The following is a 16,060-nucleotide window of genomic DNA, read 5'->3' on the forward strand; positions in this document are numbered from 1 at the left end:
CTTTTCAAGGGGAAATAAAAATCCCTTTAGGCGATGATACATTCTCTGAGCATGAACACAAAAAGCCCAAAAGATACAGAAGGGCTTTTTGCGATGTTCATTTTTTCAATTCACTCTAGTCAACTGGAGATTATATCTCAATATTTCTTCGTCTGAATATAATTTGTATCCAAGTTCATCATGGTAGTTAAGAAAAACTTTATCCGGAAGATGCTTTTTTGTCTCACTTGATATTAATAGGGGGACCCCATCAATTATGAATCTCTCATCATCTTCGTTCTTATTATCAATTTTCAATTCGTGTTCCACATAAATCGAACAGCTTCCAACATAAATAGCTTCGATACGAACACCTTCATTCTCTTTATAATCCACTTTTTTAAGTTGTTTAATTGCTGCTTCTTTAATCTCAATAATCATAAAACCCGCTCCCATACAAAAATTGATATTATTTTTTATCTATACAAGGAAAAGAAAATTCAAGCTACGAAGAACCCTCTATTTATTCGTATACCCAATTGTTTATAAATTAATGTGTCAGACATCCCCAAGCGATATAATAGAGTTCCAAGATAAGGGGCTTTCCCAAATAAATAAGTTCCAAATAATCAAACTTATGGAATTTAGTACATGGCGGTTCTTTTTTTGGGGGAGAAATTCCCTTTTGTTAATCATTGATAAGATTCGGGGAATAGATTTTCTTTGGAGGAACTATGGCTTTATTTCCAACAGGAAAAAACAGGAGCTTTCCAAATAATGATTAATTCTATATTCAAATAGAGGGAGCGACGAAATCGAGTGTTATCATTCAGTCTTTAATATAGGCTACTATAGCCTGTGGATTAGTAAAGTAAGCAATAAAGGGCATAAAGCGTATGTTTTTCAACCCCTTCCAACAAGCGGAGGGTGATTTTGTATCTAAGTCTGACGATGCAGTACCCAATTCAGAAGAAGTTTACCCGATAGAGGCTTAGGGCATAAGAATATAAAAAAGTCGATTCCTTCATGTTGAACTGTACCCCCAATATTCTGATAATTAGGGGAGTTAAAGTATTATGGATCGACTTTTTTGATAGGAACTTTCATGAAATAATATATTTTGCTGTCAGGCAAAAGGGTTTCCAGCATGAATGAAACTTCGTCTTACCCAATGATCATACTTTAGGCTTTGCTTTCATTGGCCATTTTTTGTTTAATTCAGTTATAAAAGTCTTTACATTCTTTTTATCTTTCATGATTGGGGAATACACATACGAAAGTGTTCTGTTAAAGGTTTCATTTTTCACCTGTATAATAGAAAGGATTTTATTTTGTACATCCCTTTCAATGACACTTTGGGACAGCAGTGCCAGCCCTACACCGTTTTTTATAAGTGTTTCTTTAATTCCTTGATTACTGCTTATTGTAAGTATCGATCTAATTTTCAGTCCATTTGAACGTATGACGTGGTTAAGGTATTCACGTGTACCAGATCCAACTTCCCTGGTTACCCATGCTTGGTCATGTAAATCAGTAATCTCCACTCCGTCTTTATTAGCGAGTTCATGATTGTTAGAAGACACAATGAATAGCTCATCTTGCATGAATGGATGAACAGACAGCTCCTTTTCATTAGTTTGACCTTCGATTAAACCAATATCCACTTTGTATAGCCGAACGGCTTGAACGATTTCTTCCGTGTTTCCAATTACGACTTGAAGTTCAAGTTCAGGATAGTCCTCTTGAAGGTCGATGAGTAAAGAAGGAAGGATATACTCTCCTATTGTAAAACTTGCCCCTATCTTTAATTCGCCCTTGATGGACCTATCGTGTTCCTGAATGTCTTGTCTGGTCTGTTCATAGATTGTGATCATTTGCTTGGCCCGGTCGTAAAGAATTTCTCCCGTTAAGGTGACTTTTAGGAATTTCGGAGAACGGAGAAATAATTTGGTTTGGAACTCTTCTTCTAATTTTTTTATATGTAAACTAACACTTGGTTGCGACATAAGAAGAATTTCTGCTGTTTTTGTAAAATTCTTGACTTCCACAAGGGTCACAAATGTTTTTAGAGCATCATAATACATAGAAATTTCCCCTTATTATTAATATTCTTAATAGTTATGATAAATTATATATATTTTACTAATGATGTGCCTTCCAGTAAAGTTTTAATGAGAAACTTATTTTAGGAAGCGTATAGGCTGGGGAAATCTATTATCCTTTATAACCTAATTTTTTTATTTGTTGCGTGCTATGAACCTATATGACTGTATTTTAAATTTTTTTGCAATTAAAACCGACTTGGTCTATAGGAGTAAACGAGTTAATTTATTTATGGATGGAAAAAATGTTTAAACCCACTCGTTATACATAGTAGTCAACTAAGATAAGTTAATATCCCTTTGTGAGGTGGAAATCGTGCAACTTCAGGTAAGTAACAGTCCCTTTAATCAAGAGCAGGCAGAGCTCCTTAACAGCCTACTGCCTAGCATGACAGAAACACAAAAAATTTGGTTGAGCGGTTATCTGACTGCATCTTTGTCAGTTTCGAATATGATGGCAGCGGACACCCCGGTATTGGAAACTCAAAGTGGCGGGAAGACAGTATCAAAAGAGGTGACCATTCTGTATGGTTCACAGACGGGCAATGCTCAAGGGCTGGCAGAAAATGCAGCGAGTAAGCTTGAGGGGAATGGCTTTCAGGTTACCATTTCATCCATGAGTGACTTTAAAGTCAACCATTTGAAAAAAATCGAAAATCTCCTGATTGCCGTTAGCACGCATGGAGAAGGTGATCCGCCGGATAATACATTGTCTTTCCATGAATACCTTCATGGCAGGAGGGCACCAAACCTTGAAGGTCTCCGTTTTTCGGTATTGGCGCTTGGTGACAGCTCATATGAGTTTTTCTGCGAAACGGGAAAACAATTCGATAAACGCTTGGAGGAACTTGGCGGGGCACGGTTATTTCCGAGAATGGACTGTGACCTTGATTATGATGAGCCTGCTGGAGAATGGCTGGAAGGAGTCATTTCTAGTTTAAATGATGGGCAAGGCAGTTCTGTTGCTGCAGTTCCCGCAGCGATAGCTTCAGTAGGTGAACAAACGTATTCGAGAACAAATCCGTTTAAAGCGGAAGTGCTGGAAAATATAAATTTGAACGGCCGTGGCTCCAATAAAGAGACACATCATCTTGAGTTATCTCTAGAGGGCTCAGGTCTTACATTCGAACCTGGTGACAGCCTTGGGATTTATCCGAAAAACGATTCGGATTTAGTGGATATGCTTCTTATGGAACTCAATTGGGACCCTGAAGAAACCGTGAAGGTCAATAAGCAGGGAGAACTTCGTCAGCTTAGGGAATCGCTCATCTCCGATTTTGAAATTACGGTTTTGACGAAATCGCTCATTGAACAAGCGGCCCAGCTTTCAGGAAACGAGGATATAAAGGAACTTCTAATGCCTGGTAATGAAGAAAGATTAAAAGAATATCGTGAAGGCCGTGATTTACTTGATTTTGTCCGTGATTTCGGTTCTTGGGGTGAATCGGCGCAAGAGTTCGTATCAATACTCCGGAAAATGCCAGCCCGTCTATATTCGATTGCGAGTAGCTTATCCGCATATCCGGATGAAGTGCATTTGACAATCGGGGCTGTCCGGTATGAAAGTCATGGTCGAGAAAGAAAAGGTGTCTGCTCCATTTTATGTGCGGACAGATTACAGCCAGGGGACTTGCTGCCCGTTTACATTCAGCATAACCAGAACTTCAAGCAGCCGAAGAACCCAGACACTCCAATTATCATGGTTGGACCTGGAACGGGTATTGCTCCGTTTAGATCCTTTATCCAGGATCGCGAAGAATTGAAAGCGAAAGGGAAAACGTGGCTCTTTTTCGGAGATCAGCATTTCGTGACGGATTTCCTTTATCAGACTGAATGTCAAAAGTGGTTGAAAACAGGTGTACTTACGAAAATGGATGTTGCCTTTTCACGTGATACGGATGAAAAAGTGTATGTTCAAAATCGGATGCGCGAACACAGCGGGGAATTATACGAGTGGATTCAAGAAGGGGCAGCTTTATACATTTGCGGTGACGAGAAAAACATGGCACATGACGTCCATAATACGCTTATTGAGATCATTGAAAAAGAAGGCAATATGAGTCATGCTGATGCGCAAGCTTATCTTGAAGAAATGCAACAGAATAAACGCTATCAACGTGATGTGTACTGAAATTTTGGACGAAAAGGAGATAACAACATGGTGAACCCACTATTGAAAGCACCAGAAGGACCACCTAGTGATGTTGAGCAAATTAAAGAAAAAAGCAATTATTTGCGAGGTACACTCGAAAAAGTGATGCAGGATCGGATTAGCGCCGGAATTCCGGATGATGACAATCGACTTATGAAACATCACGGCAGCTATTTGCAGGATGATCGGGATCTACGCAATGAGCGTCAAAAACAAAAACTGGAGCCTGCCTATCAGTTTATGTTACGTGTCCGTATGGCCGGCGGGGTTGCACAGCCTTCTCAATGGCTTGTTATGGATGAACTTGCTCAGAAACACGGTAACGGAACCTTGAAATTGACAACAAGACAGACGTTTCAAATGCATGGTATTTTAAAATGGAATATGAAAAAAACCATCCAGGAAATCCATGCTTCGATGTTGGATACAATCGCTGCATGCGGAGATGTAAACCGGAACGTAATGTGCAATTCGATTCCATTTCAATCCGAAATCCATTCCGAAGTGTATGAATGGTCGAAAAAATTGAGTGATTATCTATTGCCGCGTACAAGGGCATACCATGAAATATGGCTGGATGAAGAAAAAGTGGTCGGCACTCCTGAATTGGAGGAAATTGAACCAATGTATGGAAAGCTTTATTTGCCAAGGAAGTTTAAAATAGGCATTGCAGTCCCTCCATCTAATGACATTGATGTCTATTCCCAAGATCTTGGCTTGATAGCAATTGTTGAAAATGGAAAACTCGTTGGTTTTAATGTGGCGATCGGCGGCGGTATGGGAATGACACACGGTGACAAGGCGACATATCCCCAACTAGCCAAGGTAATCGGCTTTTGCCAGCCGGACAAAATACTGGATGTGGCTGAAAAAGTCATTACGATTCAGCGGGATTACGGAAACCGATCCGTACGGAAAAATGCACGGTTCAAGTATACGGTTGACAGGCTTGGGCTCGAACCAGTAAAGGCTGAATTGGAAAATCGTTTAGGATGGAAGCTAGAGGAAGCGAGAGCTTATCATTTTGATAATAATGGTGACCGCTATGGATGGGTAAAAGGCATGCAAGGAAAATGGCATTTCACACTATTTGTCGAGGGTGGACGAATTGCCGATATCAATGATTACAAGCTGATGACCGGTTTGCGAGAAATCGCAAAGATCCATACGGGTGATTTCCGTTTGACGGCCAATCAAAACCTGATCATTGCAGATGTGTCAAGTCAGAAAAAGAAAAAGATCATAGAATTGCTTGAAACGTACGGTTTGACGGATGGTGCACATCATTCGGCCCTCCGACGCAGCTCGATGGCATGCGTTGCGCTTCCAACATGCGGGTTGGCAATGGCTGAAGCAGAGCGTTACTTGCCGGTTCTGCTTGATAAAGTCGAGACCATCGTTGATGAAAATGGACTGAGGAACGAAGAAATTACGATTCGCATGACCGGTTGTCCGAATGGATGTGCCCGACATGCACTGGGGGAAATTGGTTTTATCGGTAAGGCGCCTGGCAAATATAATATGTATCTCGGTGCTGCATTCGACGGAAGCCGATTAAGCAAAATGTACCGTGAAAACATCGGTGAAGAGGAGATAGTAAAAGAGCTGCGTGTACTTCTTTCCCGTTATGCGAAAGAAAGGCAGCAAGGAGAGCATTTCGGGGACTTTGTCATCAATGCTGGCATTGTTAAAGAAGTGACGGATGGTATGAATTTTCATGATTGATTAATCGAAAAAGAGACAGGGGATATGAACTGTAACCCGAATAATGGACACTTATAAAAAAGTCCATTATTCGGGTTTTTTGTGTTCTTTTGCAATAAACCCGTTATAATTAAATCAAATGAGGAGAACGGGGATTATACAATGAGGAAAATTCAATTTACAGAATTTCAGCGTAAACAATTAGAGAACAATCAAAGACCTTAGACTGCTTAATGGCTTCATTGGGCGGAAACGTCCACCCTGAGGCGCTTCTTCATTCTGACCAAGGCGTATACATTACACACATCCTGAATACCGCAAAAGAGTGAAGGAACTTGGATTCACTCAGTCGATGTCGCGCAAAGGAAATTGCTTAGATAACGCACCAATGGAGTCCTTCTTTGGTCATTTCAAAGATGAAATAGATGCCACTACATGTAAAACGGTAGCTGAATTAAGATGGGAAATTGGAAACTATATGGAGTATTACAACTCGACTCGCTATCAATGGGGATTAAAAAAGATGACCCCAGAACAGTACCGAGGTGATCTACTAGCTGCTTAAAAGGTCCTTTTTATAAACTGTCTAATTTCTTGGTAACAGTTCAATATGTCCTGTCTCTTTTTCTTTTAAAATTTTCCGGCTTGTATTTTTCAATTCCTTCACTTTATGATAGAAGGGACTTTGGAGGCAGGAATCCAGTTCCACTATAGTAAATTCGGTTAATCACATGGTAGTTGGTTGACTTGATTCTGCTTATAAACAATCTTGGAGATTGTGACACTCGGTTCGTAAAGAACCAATAAAGGAATGATGAGCAGGATATCCGAGATGAAATCTGGAGGAGTTGTTAATAGTTGATACGACAATGAGGATAAATAAGTGAGTTTTATCTTCCCCTCACAGATTTTAGAATCCCCAGTCTCGCTAAAAATATCACGAGCAACGCATCTCAAATAACAAGCCGAACGGTAAAATCAGGTTAATAAGGAAACGAAGGTATTTATCTACTGCTCATCGTTTAAAACTTCCTGCTATAAACAATCGTTAACTCTGATTTTTTCCTCTTCCACTTTATCCTTATTAACTAACCCTTTGGTTACACTTTTAGTTCAAAGTTCGTCCAAAAGCTATTCCCGATGTCAGGTGATTTTTTAGACCAAAAATCACAAGTGCAAGGATTAGAATGATAAATAGCCCTGAACACAGGTATTTTGAAACATAACATTCACTTCAATCGTCTAACTACTTATTTTACCTTACCTTTATAGGCTACTTCTGCTTCAATTTCAATCAGATAATCAGGAGAAACCAGACTATCCACTCCTACTGTTGATCGAGCTGTTTTGACTGGATTTTCCTTTGTGTTAAAAAACAGAGCGTAAGCATTAAACCAACCTTGATAGTCTGGTGTATCTTCTTTATTTGGATCTGGTGCGACATACACACGCAGATAGGTTACATCAGCGAGGGAAAGTCCTTTTGTTTTCAAATCTGCTTTTAATCTCTCTAAGATTCCGATTGCCTGCCTTTCTGTATTGCCATATCTCTCATAAATAGTTTTTCCATCTTTTTTTAAAAGCGGAGCTACTGTTCCACTAAACGATAATTGGTTATAGCTTTGAGGTACAGCAACTGAACTGGAAATCGCAGAAGTTGGGGACCCAAAGAAAGTCACTTTTCCAGAGTTCAATTCATCTTTTTCGCTACTTGCGGAAGCAAAGGAGAATCCCATGATTACACTTATACCTATTACAGAAGTAGCGATAATGGATTTCAAAGTTTTTTTCATAAAGCCAGCTCCTTTATTTAGAAAAAAATCGATAGGTTAGCTCAGTTTCTTAAGAAGTGACCTTACCTTCTTTTATAATTTCTTACTGATTCAAAAGCATCTGCCATCCAAGTTAAATAACTGAGTTGTTCACCAGCAAGATGAAATTCTACCTTGTAGCATATTTAATATGTAGTAGTTTTTACGAATAGCTGAAGAATATTCAATCCATCCGCTTTCATTGTAAAGTGCGTGTTCAATGAATCCCAAGATTGGTTTTCACCAGACACTTGACAAAATTGTGAGCGAAAGCACCGATAATAAGGGGTAACTTTTGTATTTGGATTACTTGAATCTCTCGTTCCAGTCACTTTTCGGATTCCAGATAAGTAACCGCTGACCATCATTTTGAAACGAATAAGTAATCCTAATTAGGGCCTGCCATATGCTCCGAGGCAAAAGGTAGTAGTGTTCTAATGTTTAATACATTCGACAACAATTGATGATCTTATCCCTCAACCATCTTCACCGTAAAAATTGATATACATATAGACTTTTACTTTACCCTTAAAAGGTTCGCCCCAATGAATTGAAGTATTAAAGGCTGTCGAGAGTTTCTCGACGGCCTGGGAGAGGAATGTTTTCCTGGAAATGCAAGTTGGCAAGGGGACCCATGTTTTTTGTTTTAGAGATATGTTCAGTGGTCTGGTTACTTACTGACAGTCTGTAAGCAGTATTTCTATAATTAACTTATTCAGAGACCCCGGTTTGGATGATGTTAACTGTAGTTTCTATATTAATGTCCATCTTCGGATAAATCTTTTTCCAATGTTCATAGGTCATTTTTTTATTTTTGGCGTGATATTTTTCCTTTAAGCCAATCGGGTCAAGGGATTTTTTCTGAAAATCAGTAATAAGTCGGTTTGCTTGCTTGGTTAAATCATCTTCCATTTCCTTTTCAATTTTTTTTATCATCTTTCTATTGGTAAGGTTGTCACTTCGCATGGATTCCTTGATTTGTCCTTTGATTTTGATCTTAATCGTGATCGAGTGACTACTCTCTGATTCAGATACCTCATAACTTGAACCGCTTCGGATACTTTCCACTACGATATCGCTTTTCTTCTTGTCTTTTAATTTGAATTTGTATATTCCCCGCTTATGATGTTGAACTAATGTCTTAAAAATGAACATATCACCCGTTGGAACTTTCGTGACCATCTTATTTTCATGAAATAGGGCAACTCCAGAAACGGCCACTTCATGATTGATTAATTTAATTAAAGGAAGAAACGAATCGCCGCCAGCTTCTAGAGAGTTTCCTAAAAAAAGATGGAGGTTAGTATCCGGTCCGTTCCCTGTTTCATTCTGTTGGTTAATCAAATCCGATAAAAAGATTCCTATATTCACATTCGTATTTGGTGGTTTCGTATTGATTACATCCTTGACCTTCCCTTCAACGACAGCCAAAATGACCCTGTTTCCAAGTTGTGGTTCACGGTAGAGATAATCGGTGAGTTCAGTCATTCCGATTTCACGAACCATTTTCTCGCTGAATAAAACGATGCGTGTCTGTCCTAGCAATACCGGCTTATCCGCTTTTTTGGAAACGACAGCCTGGACATCACTCGTTGTAGTCGATGTTCCACTTAAAATTTGATTTTTACCCATCTTATCCTGTTGGAAGATAGGGATGACGAACATTCCTTCGATATGATCATTCTTTAGTATATCGTAGCCAATGGCTTGGGACATATTGACTTCGTCAACCACCCTTGGCTCGGCACAGCTGCAAAGGAGGGGGAAAGCCAATATAAAAAGAAATAATTTTCTCATAAACGTTTCCTCATTTTCTTTATATAAATGACGGCCAAAAGAAGAGGCAAGTATAAAACAAGGAAGAGTACGCCGTATGGATTGATTATTTTATTCAATATATCTAATGTATCAACATCAAAAACGAATATATTGATAAGCAGGATGATAATGGACATCCCCCATAATGGATACTTTTGCTGAACATTGAATAAACGCTTGAAACCTCGGCTTGCAGCCCACAGAGCGATGGTCATGTTGGGAATGATGACGATGGCCCACCAAGAAACGTCTATATATTCAAATCGTTGTATAAAGGGCAATTCGACAATACTGGTCATTGTCAGCGTCGGCCAAACAGTCAGTACCAACTGTTTTTGTGAATAAAAAACAATTGAAACCAAATAAACCAATACGGCTATTAAGGTTGTTGTTAATGCCCCTCCATGAGCATATTTTTGTGAAGTTTTAGCATCTTTGATGAACGGATAAAACATAAGGATCATTTCAAAACCAAGCATCGTTAATGAAGTACTTCTGGTTCCTTTCAATATATCCAATAGAGTGTGATGGAAAACAGGAAGCAAATTGGTGAATTCAGAGTATTTCATTGCATAGAATAGGACAAATAAAAGCCAGTATGTCAAAATGGAGCCTAAAAAGGCAATACCGGTAATAGTACGGAACCCTCCTGTATTTATATAATAAATCAGGATCAGGAAAACCAAGGAGAACGCCCAAGAACCCACTTCTTCAAACATCCATACATGTATGACATTTATATAGCTAATCATGATAGTCATTCCTAGAATCAAAAAGTAGAGTATGAATAATAGACTGAAGAAATTCCCGATCCAATTTCCGAATGCATGATTATTGGCCGAAATGATATCCCCAGGGACGATACTGAAGATTTTATATATGACCCAAATTAATATGTGAACGACCAGGCCGGCTAATAATATCGAAATCCAGCCATCTGTACCCGTTGTCTTCGCTAAAACCCTTTGAAAACTTAAAACGCCTACTCCTGTTTGCATGGAATGTACTAAAAAAAACACATAGAACGGTGAGACCTTATACTTTTCATTTACTCCCGCTTGGTTCATATAGGACCCTCATTAAAATCATTCATTAAAATCATTTTTTTTGATTCTTGGTTTTTTGGGCTGTGGCTGTCTGGATATATCATCAGGACGTAAATTTACAGGTCTCCGCTTGAAAAGATTTAAGGGAAGCCGAACAAAGCTGTCTTTCCAATCTTGCATGCGAAATGGGTATATCGGTTCAAGGTATGGGTGTCCCATCGACGTTAATTTGATGAGGTGGGTCATCAAAAACACGGCCGCTATCGTAATCCCGAGCAGCCCCCAAATTTGGGCCCCCACTAAAAAGGGGAACCGGAGTAACCGAATGGCATTACCCATTTTATAAATAGGCGTAACAAAAGATGCCAGTGCTGAGAGGGCAACGATGATCAATAAGATATTACTGGTCAAACCGGCTACAACGGCAGCTTGACCGATAACGATACCGCCGACGATACCTAATGTTTGGCCTACCTTAGTTGGCAGCCTGGCAGCCGCTTCACGTAATAACTCTATGGAGATCTCCAAGAATAAGGCTTCGATCAAAGGCTGGAAAGGTATTAAGTTTCTTGAAGTGACGATTGTTTCCAAAAGATCTTTAGGTATCAGTTCATAATGATAAGTCAGCACCGCTACATAAATAGGGGTGGCAAATATCGAAAAAGCAACCGCGAATATCCTTAATAAGCGGAAGGCAGATGCCGGAACCCATGGCATATTATAATCTTCCATGGTTATAAAGTATTCCAACAAAATGGTTGGTGTAATAAGTGCAGAAGACGACCTATCGATTAACATAGCTACTTTACCTTCAGTCAATGCACTTGCGATGCGATCAGGCCTTTCCGTATTTAAAAAAAGGGGAAATAAGGTATTCGAATCATCATAAAGCAATTGCGCGAGATTGGAGCCGTCCAATATTTCATCAAACTCTACGTCATTGATCCTTTGGATAACATTATCGACATTTTCCTGATCAACGATCCCTTTTATAGATAAAACCGCCACTTTCGTTTTAGACAACGATCCCACAGTCTGTTCACTTACTTGCAATCCAGGGATAGGCAGTCTTTTTCTGACTAGATTCAGATTAATATCAATATCCTCGACAAAAGCTTCTTGAGCACTTATGATTCCAAATTCAAGTTCAGGCTGCTCAACTTGCCTTCCTTGTTGGGCCGCAACATTGATTAATAGGCATTCATCAAGATTCGTATCTAAACGTATGGCAATTTCGCCTCTCATGATCCTTTCTTCGATTACAACCTTGGTACTGGTGATAAGTGTATTTTCTATAGGAATGTTTTCTTTCATTTGCTCCAAATTTAGCGCTTCCAGAGTTGGTATGACAGAAAGAACACTTTTATGAAGTTCCTGTGCATCAATTAAGGAACGATAAAAAGAAATCCAATAGCCTACACCATTAAATGTTCCTTGATGGTTTATGAAATCATTGGATGAAGAAAGGGTATTGAATAAATCCTTTACATCCGAAACATTATTTAATTCATCATTTTTATCGTTTGGTTGCTTGGTTTTTTTTTTTGAATTTCCACGGTTAAACAATGCTGTCACCTCTAAACTAATGCTTGTTATTCTAGCATTTGCAATTTAATTACATATTAACCATTTGGGATTGTTAAGGGTGCTCGTTTAGGAAAGGGAATACATTATAAGGATCCTTGGTATAAAAGCTGTCACTATTTCCTGTTCGAATAAAAAAAATGAAAATAGAGGAAACTGATACAATAAAACGCATTTAAGCAAAGGAGTTCACCATGGAAAGTAAACCCTTGCATATAAGATTGGATCAAAAGCAGGAAAAATTGAAATCTGAATTGGATATGCAGGACGATGTAGTTTTTAAACGGATATTCATTCCCGGTTATGAAGTTTCAGGATTATTTGTATTCGTCAATGGAACGATGGATTATCCTGCATTCAATGATATAGTCCTGGATTTATCCGCTGGACAGGTCGAATCAGGGCACCCAGTTTCCATCGAGAAGCTGGTCATTTCCAAAATCTGTTCAGTCAGGGAACAAGATGTCGATACATACGAAAAAGCCAAGGAACATATTTTTGACGGGAAAACCCTTTTATTTATAGATGGAATGGCAGATGGTTATGTTTTGAATCTGGAAAAGGAGAAAATTCGTACACTGGGTGAACCTTCGACAGAGAGGGTTGTCCGTGGACCGAAGCTTGGGTTTATCGAAAGTCTCCAGGAAAATATCGGCTTGATAAGGCAATTTTCAAACCATCCCAATCTAATCGTCAAACAACAGAAGTTCGGGACGCTTGAAAAGCGGGAAGTTGCCATAATCTATTATCAAGGAAAAGCAAGCGATTCTTTGTTAAAAGAAGTGAATAAACGGCTAAATGGAGTAAAGGCTACCGATCTCCAAGACTCTGGGATGCTTGAAGAATTAATTGAAGATACATCTTTTAGTCCTTTCCCACAGATGCAGAATACGGAGCGTCCGGATAAAGTATTGGCGGCATTACAGGAAGGGAGGGTGGTCATCATGGTTGATGGCTCGCCATTTGCTTTGATGGCACCTTCGACGATTACGATGCTGCTGCAATCACCTGATGATTATTATGAAAGGTGGGTAGCGGGTTCTTTTCTACGCATTCTTCGTTACTTTTCTTTATTTATTACCGTTTTTCTGTCAGGAATTTATATCTCCTTGGTTTCGTTCAACCCTGGATTGCTGCCGACGGAACTAGCGATGACCATCGCTGGTACAAGGGATAACGTGCCATTTCCGCCTTTTGTTGAAGCAATCATAATGGAATTGACGATTGAACTGCTTCGTGAAGCAGGCATTCGGCTTCCGGCGCCCATTGGGCAAACGGTTGGATTGGTTGGTGGTGTCATTATTGGACAGGCAGCCGTTCAAGCGAATATTGTGAGTTCCCTCATGGTCATAATCGTTGCGATTACGACGATTACCTCTTTTACGGTGCCACAATATAGCTTTGGACTGGCATTCAGGGCATTAAGGTTCGGGGCGATGATTTTTTCCGCCGTTCTAGGCCTATATGGGACCACTTTATTCTTTATCATCGTTATCAGCCATTTGTCGAAATTGACTAGCTTTCAAGAACCTTATTTTCAACCGACGGATTTTATCGGTAAAAAGACTTGGAAGGACGCGTTCCTCCGGTTACCGAAGCGGAAAAAAGGGGGAGAATTTTCTTGAGCCAAGCAGACGGCAAAATTGTTAGTGGGGAATTGGCCTCGATCATTTCATGCGCTATGTTAGGAGTTGGGATGCTTACGCTTCCAAGGACGATAACGGAAAAGATTAATTCATCCGATGGATGGATCGTCTTGTTTTTTAATGGGATCGCTATTGCCCTTTTCATCTGCTTATTGGTTGTACTGTTAAAAAAGCATAAGGTGGCTAACTATTACAAATACATGGAGGAAGCCTATGGAATGTGGCTCTCCAAAATTATTGGGTTGATCGTAGTGGTGTACTTTATAGGTGTGGCCAGCTTTGAGGTTCTTGCGATGAGTGAAATGGTCCGATTTTATTTGTTGGAGAATACGCCGATTGAAATAGTGATGCTCACATTGATTTTAGCAAGTGTCCATCTTTTGACAGGCAAAATTAAAGCGATTGCAAAGGTGTGCGTCTTTTTTCTACCACTGACAATTGTTATCGTCTTGTTCATTTATATGTTCAGTATAAAAGTAGTTGATATAAAAAACCTGCAGCCTGTTCTTGGAAAAGGAGTCCTCCCTGTAATGAAAGGAATGGGCTCCGGGACTTTGTCTTTTTTTGGAATTGAACTTTTCATCTTTTTGTTTGGCGTCGTTAAAAATCAAGAAAAGATAAAAAGTGGCGTTTTAATCGGTTTTTTCATACCGATGATTTTATATGTGATTACATATGTCCTGGTAGTCGCTACACTTACTGTTCCTGAAGTCAAAGCTGTTACATGGCCAACCATATCTTTTATTCAATCTTATGAAGTAAAAGGGATATTTATAGAGCGTTTAGAGCTGTTTCTCTTAATCACCTGGATTCTTCAGTTCTTTTGTACACATGCAATTTACTATTACTTCGCAGCAGAAGGACTGACGAAAATTTTCAACAATTCATTTTCAACGAACCTTATTGTTTTGGTTCCAATCATTTTTTTTCTCGCCAAAATCCCTAAAAATACAATCGAGATTTTTAAAATGAGCGATTTGCTGGGCTATGTATTTCCCTTTATATTGATTGGCTTGCCAATTTTTACATTCGCAATCGTTCAAGTGAAAAGGAGTAGAAGAAGCGGATGAAAAGATTATGGTTAATCTTGCTTATTCCTTTGCTTACAGGCTGTTGGGATAGTCGAAATATTGAAGAATTATCCATTGTGGTCGGAATGGGAGTCGATAATAGTAAAAAGAAAGACGAAATTATGTTAACTCAGCAAATTCTGGTACCTCCAGGAAGTAGTGTTCACGAGAATCAAGCTCAACTAAAATATAAGAATGTTACAGTCAGTGCCAAAACGTTGCATGAAGCAATAAGGGATTCTTTGCTCATAACTAATACGGTTTTAACCAATCATCAGCGTATCCTGCTCATTAATGAAGATGTATTAAAGAAAGTACCCATGGAAGCTATCATTAATCAGTCCATACGAGATAACAATACAAGGAGAAGTTGTCTTGTTTTCTTAACAAGGAGACCGACAAAAGAAATTTTGGGACGAGCCGACGATGGGGAGATCCCTTCGAATGTAATTTATGAATTGAAAGACAATGTGAAGCGAACGAATAAAATCTTTCCGCCTTTAACAATGGGCAAAGCTTCCTCAAGCTTGCAATCAGATGGAAGCTTTGCCATTCAGGCCGTTGATATTAGAAGAGGGAAATTAATTTTGGAGGGTGCTGGGGTGATCAACAATTCAAAGTTGGTCGGGGTAATGAATAAAGAAGATATCGCTGCTTTAAATTGGTTGAATGGAAATGTGAAAGGCGGAATAATCGATGCGGTCCAACACGGTAAGCCTTTAAGTGTGGAGGTGATCAAAAGGACAAGGAAGAAAATCACGACGGAATTGAACGGGGATCATTTGAAGATAAATGTTAAGATCGGTTACACAGGAAGACTTTCGGAAGATTGGTATGGGAAGGAAAATTCATTTGAAGAGGCCTATTTAAAGAAGACTGAGCGAATTGCCGAGGAGGAAGTGGAGAAGAATGTCAAGAAAATCGTATACAAATTACAGCATGAATATAAAACAGGGGTAGCAGGATTTTATCGTTATGTGGAAAATCAGCATCCGGAATTTTGGGAAAACAATAAGCAGAAATGGGACGAAGTTTTCAGTAAAGCTGATATTAATTATGAATTGGACATAAGGATCATAGACTTTGGATCAAAAGGAGGGATAAAGTGAATGGTCAGAATAAAAAAACCTTCCAAATGGGAAGGTTTC

The 16,060-nt window shown here is 39.2% G+C and carries 11 protein-coding genes and 2 pseudogenes; 6 read left to right on the forward strand and 7 right to left on the reverse strand.

Going from position 1 to position 16,060, the window contains the following annotated elements:
• Positions 1–105: 105 nt before the first annotated feature.
• On the reverse strand, positions 106–420 hold the full coding sequence (locus IOC57_RS08155; protein ID WP_207438247.1) for an iron-sulfur cluster biosynthesis family protein: 315 nt from the start codon (positions 418–420) through the stop codon (positions 106–108).
• Positions 421–1,154: 734 nt separating this feature from the next.
• A complete protein-coding gene (locus tag IOC57_RS08160; protein ID WP_207438248.1) occupies positions 1,155–2,063 on the reverse strand; it encodes a LysR family transcriptional regulator in 909 nt (302 codons plus the stop codon).
• A 334-nt stretch (positions 2,064–2,397) separates the two neighbouring features.
• On the opposite strand from IOC57_RS08160, the gene IOC57_RS08165 reads away from it, so the two are divergent.
• The 3 genes and pseudogenes from IOC57_RS08165 to IOC57_RS08175 form a co-directional block, all read left to right on the forward strand.
• Entirely contained in the window at positions 2,398–4,212 is a 1,815-nt protein-coding gene (locus IOC57_RS08165) for an assimilatory sulfite reductase (NADPH) flavoprotein subunit (protein WP_207438249.1), read from the forward strand.
• Positions 4,213–4,239: 27 nt separating this feature from the next.
• Complete coding sequence (gene cysI / locus IOC57_RS08170; protein ID WP_207438250.1) at positions 4,240–5,958, forward strand: assimilatory sulfite reductase (NADPH) hemoprotein subunit; 1,719 nt, start codon at positions 4,240–4,242, stop codon at positions 5,956–5,958.
• A gap of 236 nt (positions 5,959–6,194) precedes the next feature.
• Positions 6,195–6,502, forward strand: a pseudogene (locus tag IOC57_RS08175) (IS3 family transposase); the annotation flags it as partial.
• Between the two features lie 158 nt (positions 6,503–6,660).
• Here IOC57_RS08175 and IOC57_RS26505 read toward each other — a convergent pair.
• The 5 genes and pseudogenes from IOC57_RS26505 to IOC57_RS08195 form a co-directional block, all read right to left on the reverse strand.
• A pseudogene (locus IOC57_RS26505) lies at positions 6,661–6,946 on the reverse strand (twin-arginine translocase subunit TatC); the annotation flags it as partial.
• A 241-nt stretch (positions 6,947–7,187) separates the two neighbouring features.
• The gene (locus tag IOC57_RS08180; protein ID WP_207438252.1) at positions 7,188–7,730 is read right to left on the reverse strand and encodes a Rid family hydrolase; all 543 of its coding nucleotides are present in this window, start codon (positions 7,728–7,730) and stop codon (positions 7,188–7,190) included.
• A gap of 729 nt (positions 7,731–8,459) precedes the next feature.
• Positions 8,460–9,545 (reverse strand): Ger(x)C family spore germination protein, encoded by a 1,086-nt coding sequence (locus tag IOC57_RS08185; RefSeq protein WP_207438253.1) that lies wholly within the window; start codon positions 9,543–9,545, stop codon positions 8,460–8,462.
• Complete coding sequence (locus IOC57_RS08190) at positions 9,542–10,633, reverse strand: GerAB/ArcD/ProY family transporter (RefSeq protein WP_207438254.1); 1,092 nt, start codon at positions 10,631–10,633, stop codon at positions 9,542–9,544. Before IOC57_RS08190 ends, IOC57_RS08185 begins: the two co-directional genes overlap by 4 nt.
• Positions 10,634–10,651: 18 nt before the next feature.
• Entirely contained in the window at positions 10,652–12,178 is a 1,527-nt protein-coding gene (locus IOC57_RS08195; protein ID WP_207438255.1) for a spore germination protein, read from the reverse strand.
• Between the two features lie 212 nt (positions 12,179–12,390).
• On the opposite strand from IOC57_RS08195, the gene IOC57_RS08200 reads away from it, so the two are divergent.
• Genes IOC57_RS08200 through IOC57_RS08210 form a run of 3 tightly spaced genes read left to right on the forward strand, consistent with a single transcriptional unit; the run spans position 12,391 to position 16,021 of the window.
• Positions 12,391–13,821, forward strand: a complete 1,431-nt coding sequence (locus tag IOC57_RS08200) for a spore germination protein (protein WP_207438256.1) — start codon at positions 12,391–12,393, stop codon at positions 13,819–13,821.
• On the forward strand, positions 13,818–14,912 hold the full coding sequence (locus IOC57_RS08205) for a GerAB/ArcD/ProY family transporter (RefSeq protein WP_207438257.1): 1,095 nt from the start codon (positions 13,818–13,820) through the stop codon (positions 14,910–14,912). Before IOC57_RS08200 ends, IOC57_RS08205 begins: the two co-directional genes overlap by 4 nt.
• Positions 14,909–16,021: a Ger(x)C family spore germination protein gene (locus tag IOC57_RS08210; protein ID WP_207438258.1), complete on the forward strand. Its 1,113-nt coding sequence runs from the start codon at positions 14,909–14,911 to the stop codon at positions 16,019–16,021. The genes IOC57_RS08205 and IOC57_RS08210 overlap by 4 nt, the downstream gene beginning before the upstream one ends.
• The last annotated feature ends 39 nt before the right edge of the window (positions 16,022–16,060 follow it).

It is taken from the genome of Bacillus sp. SD075, from assembly GCF_017355165.1.
GTDB lineage: Bacteria > Bacillota > Bacilli > Bacillales > DSM-1321 > Peribacillus.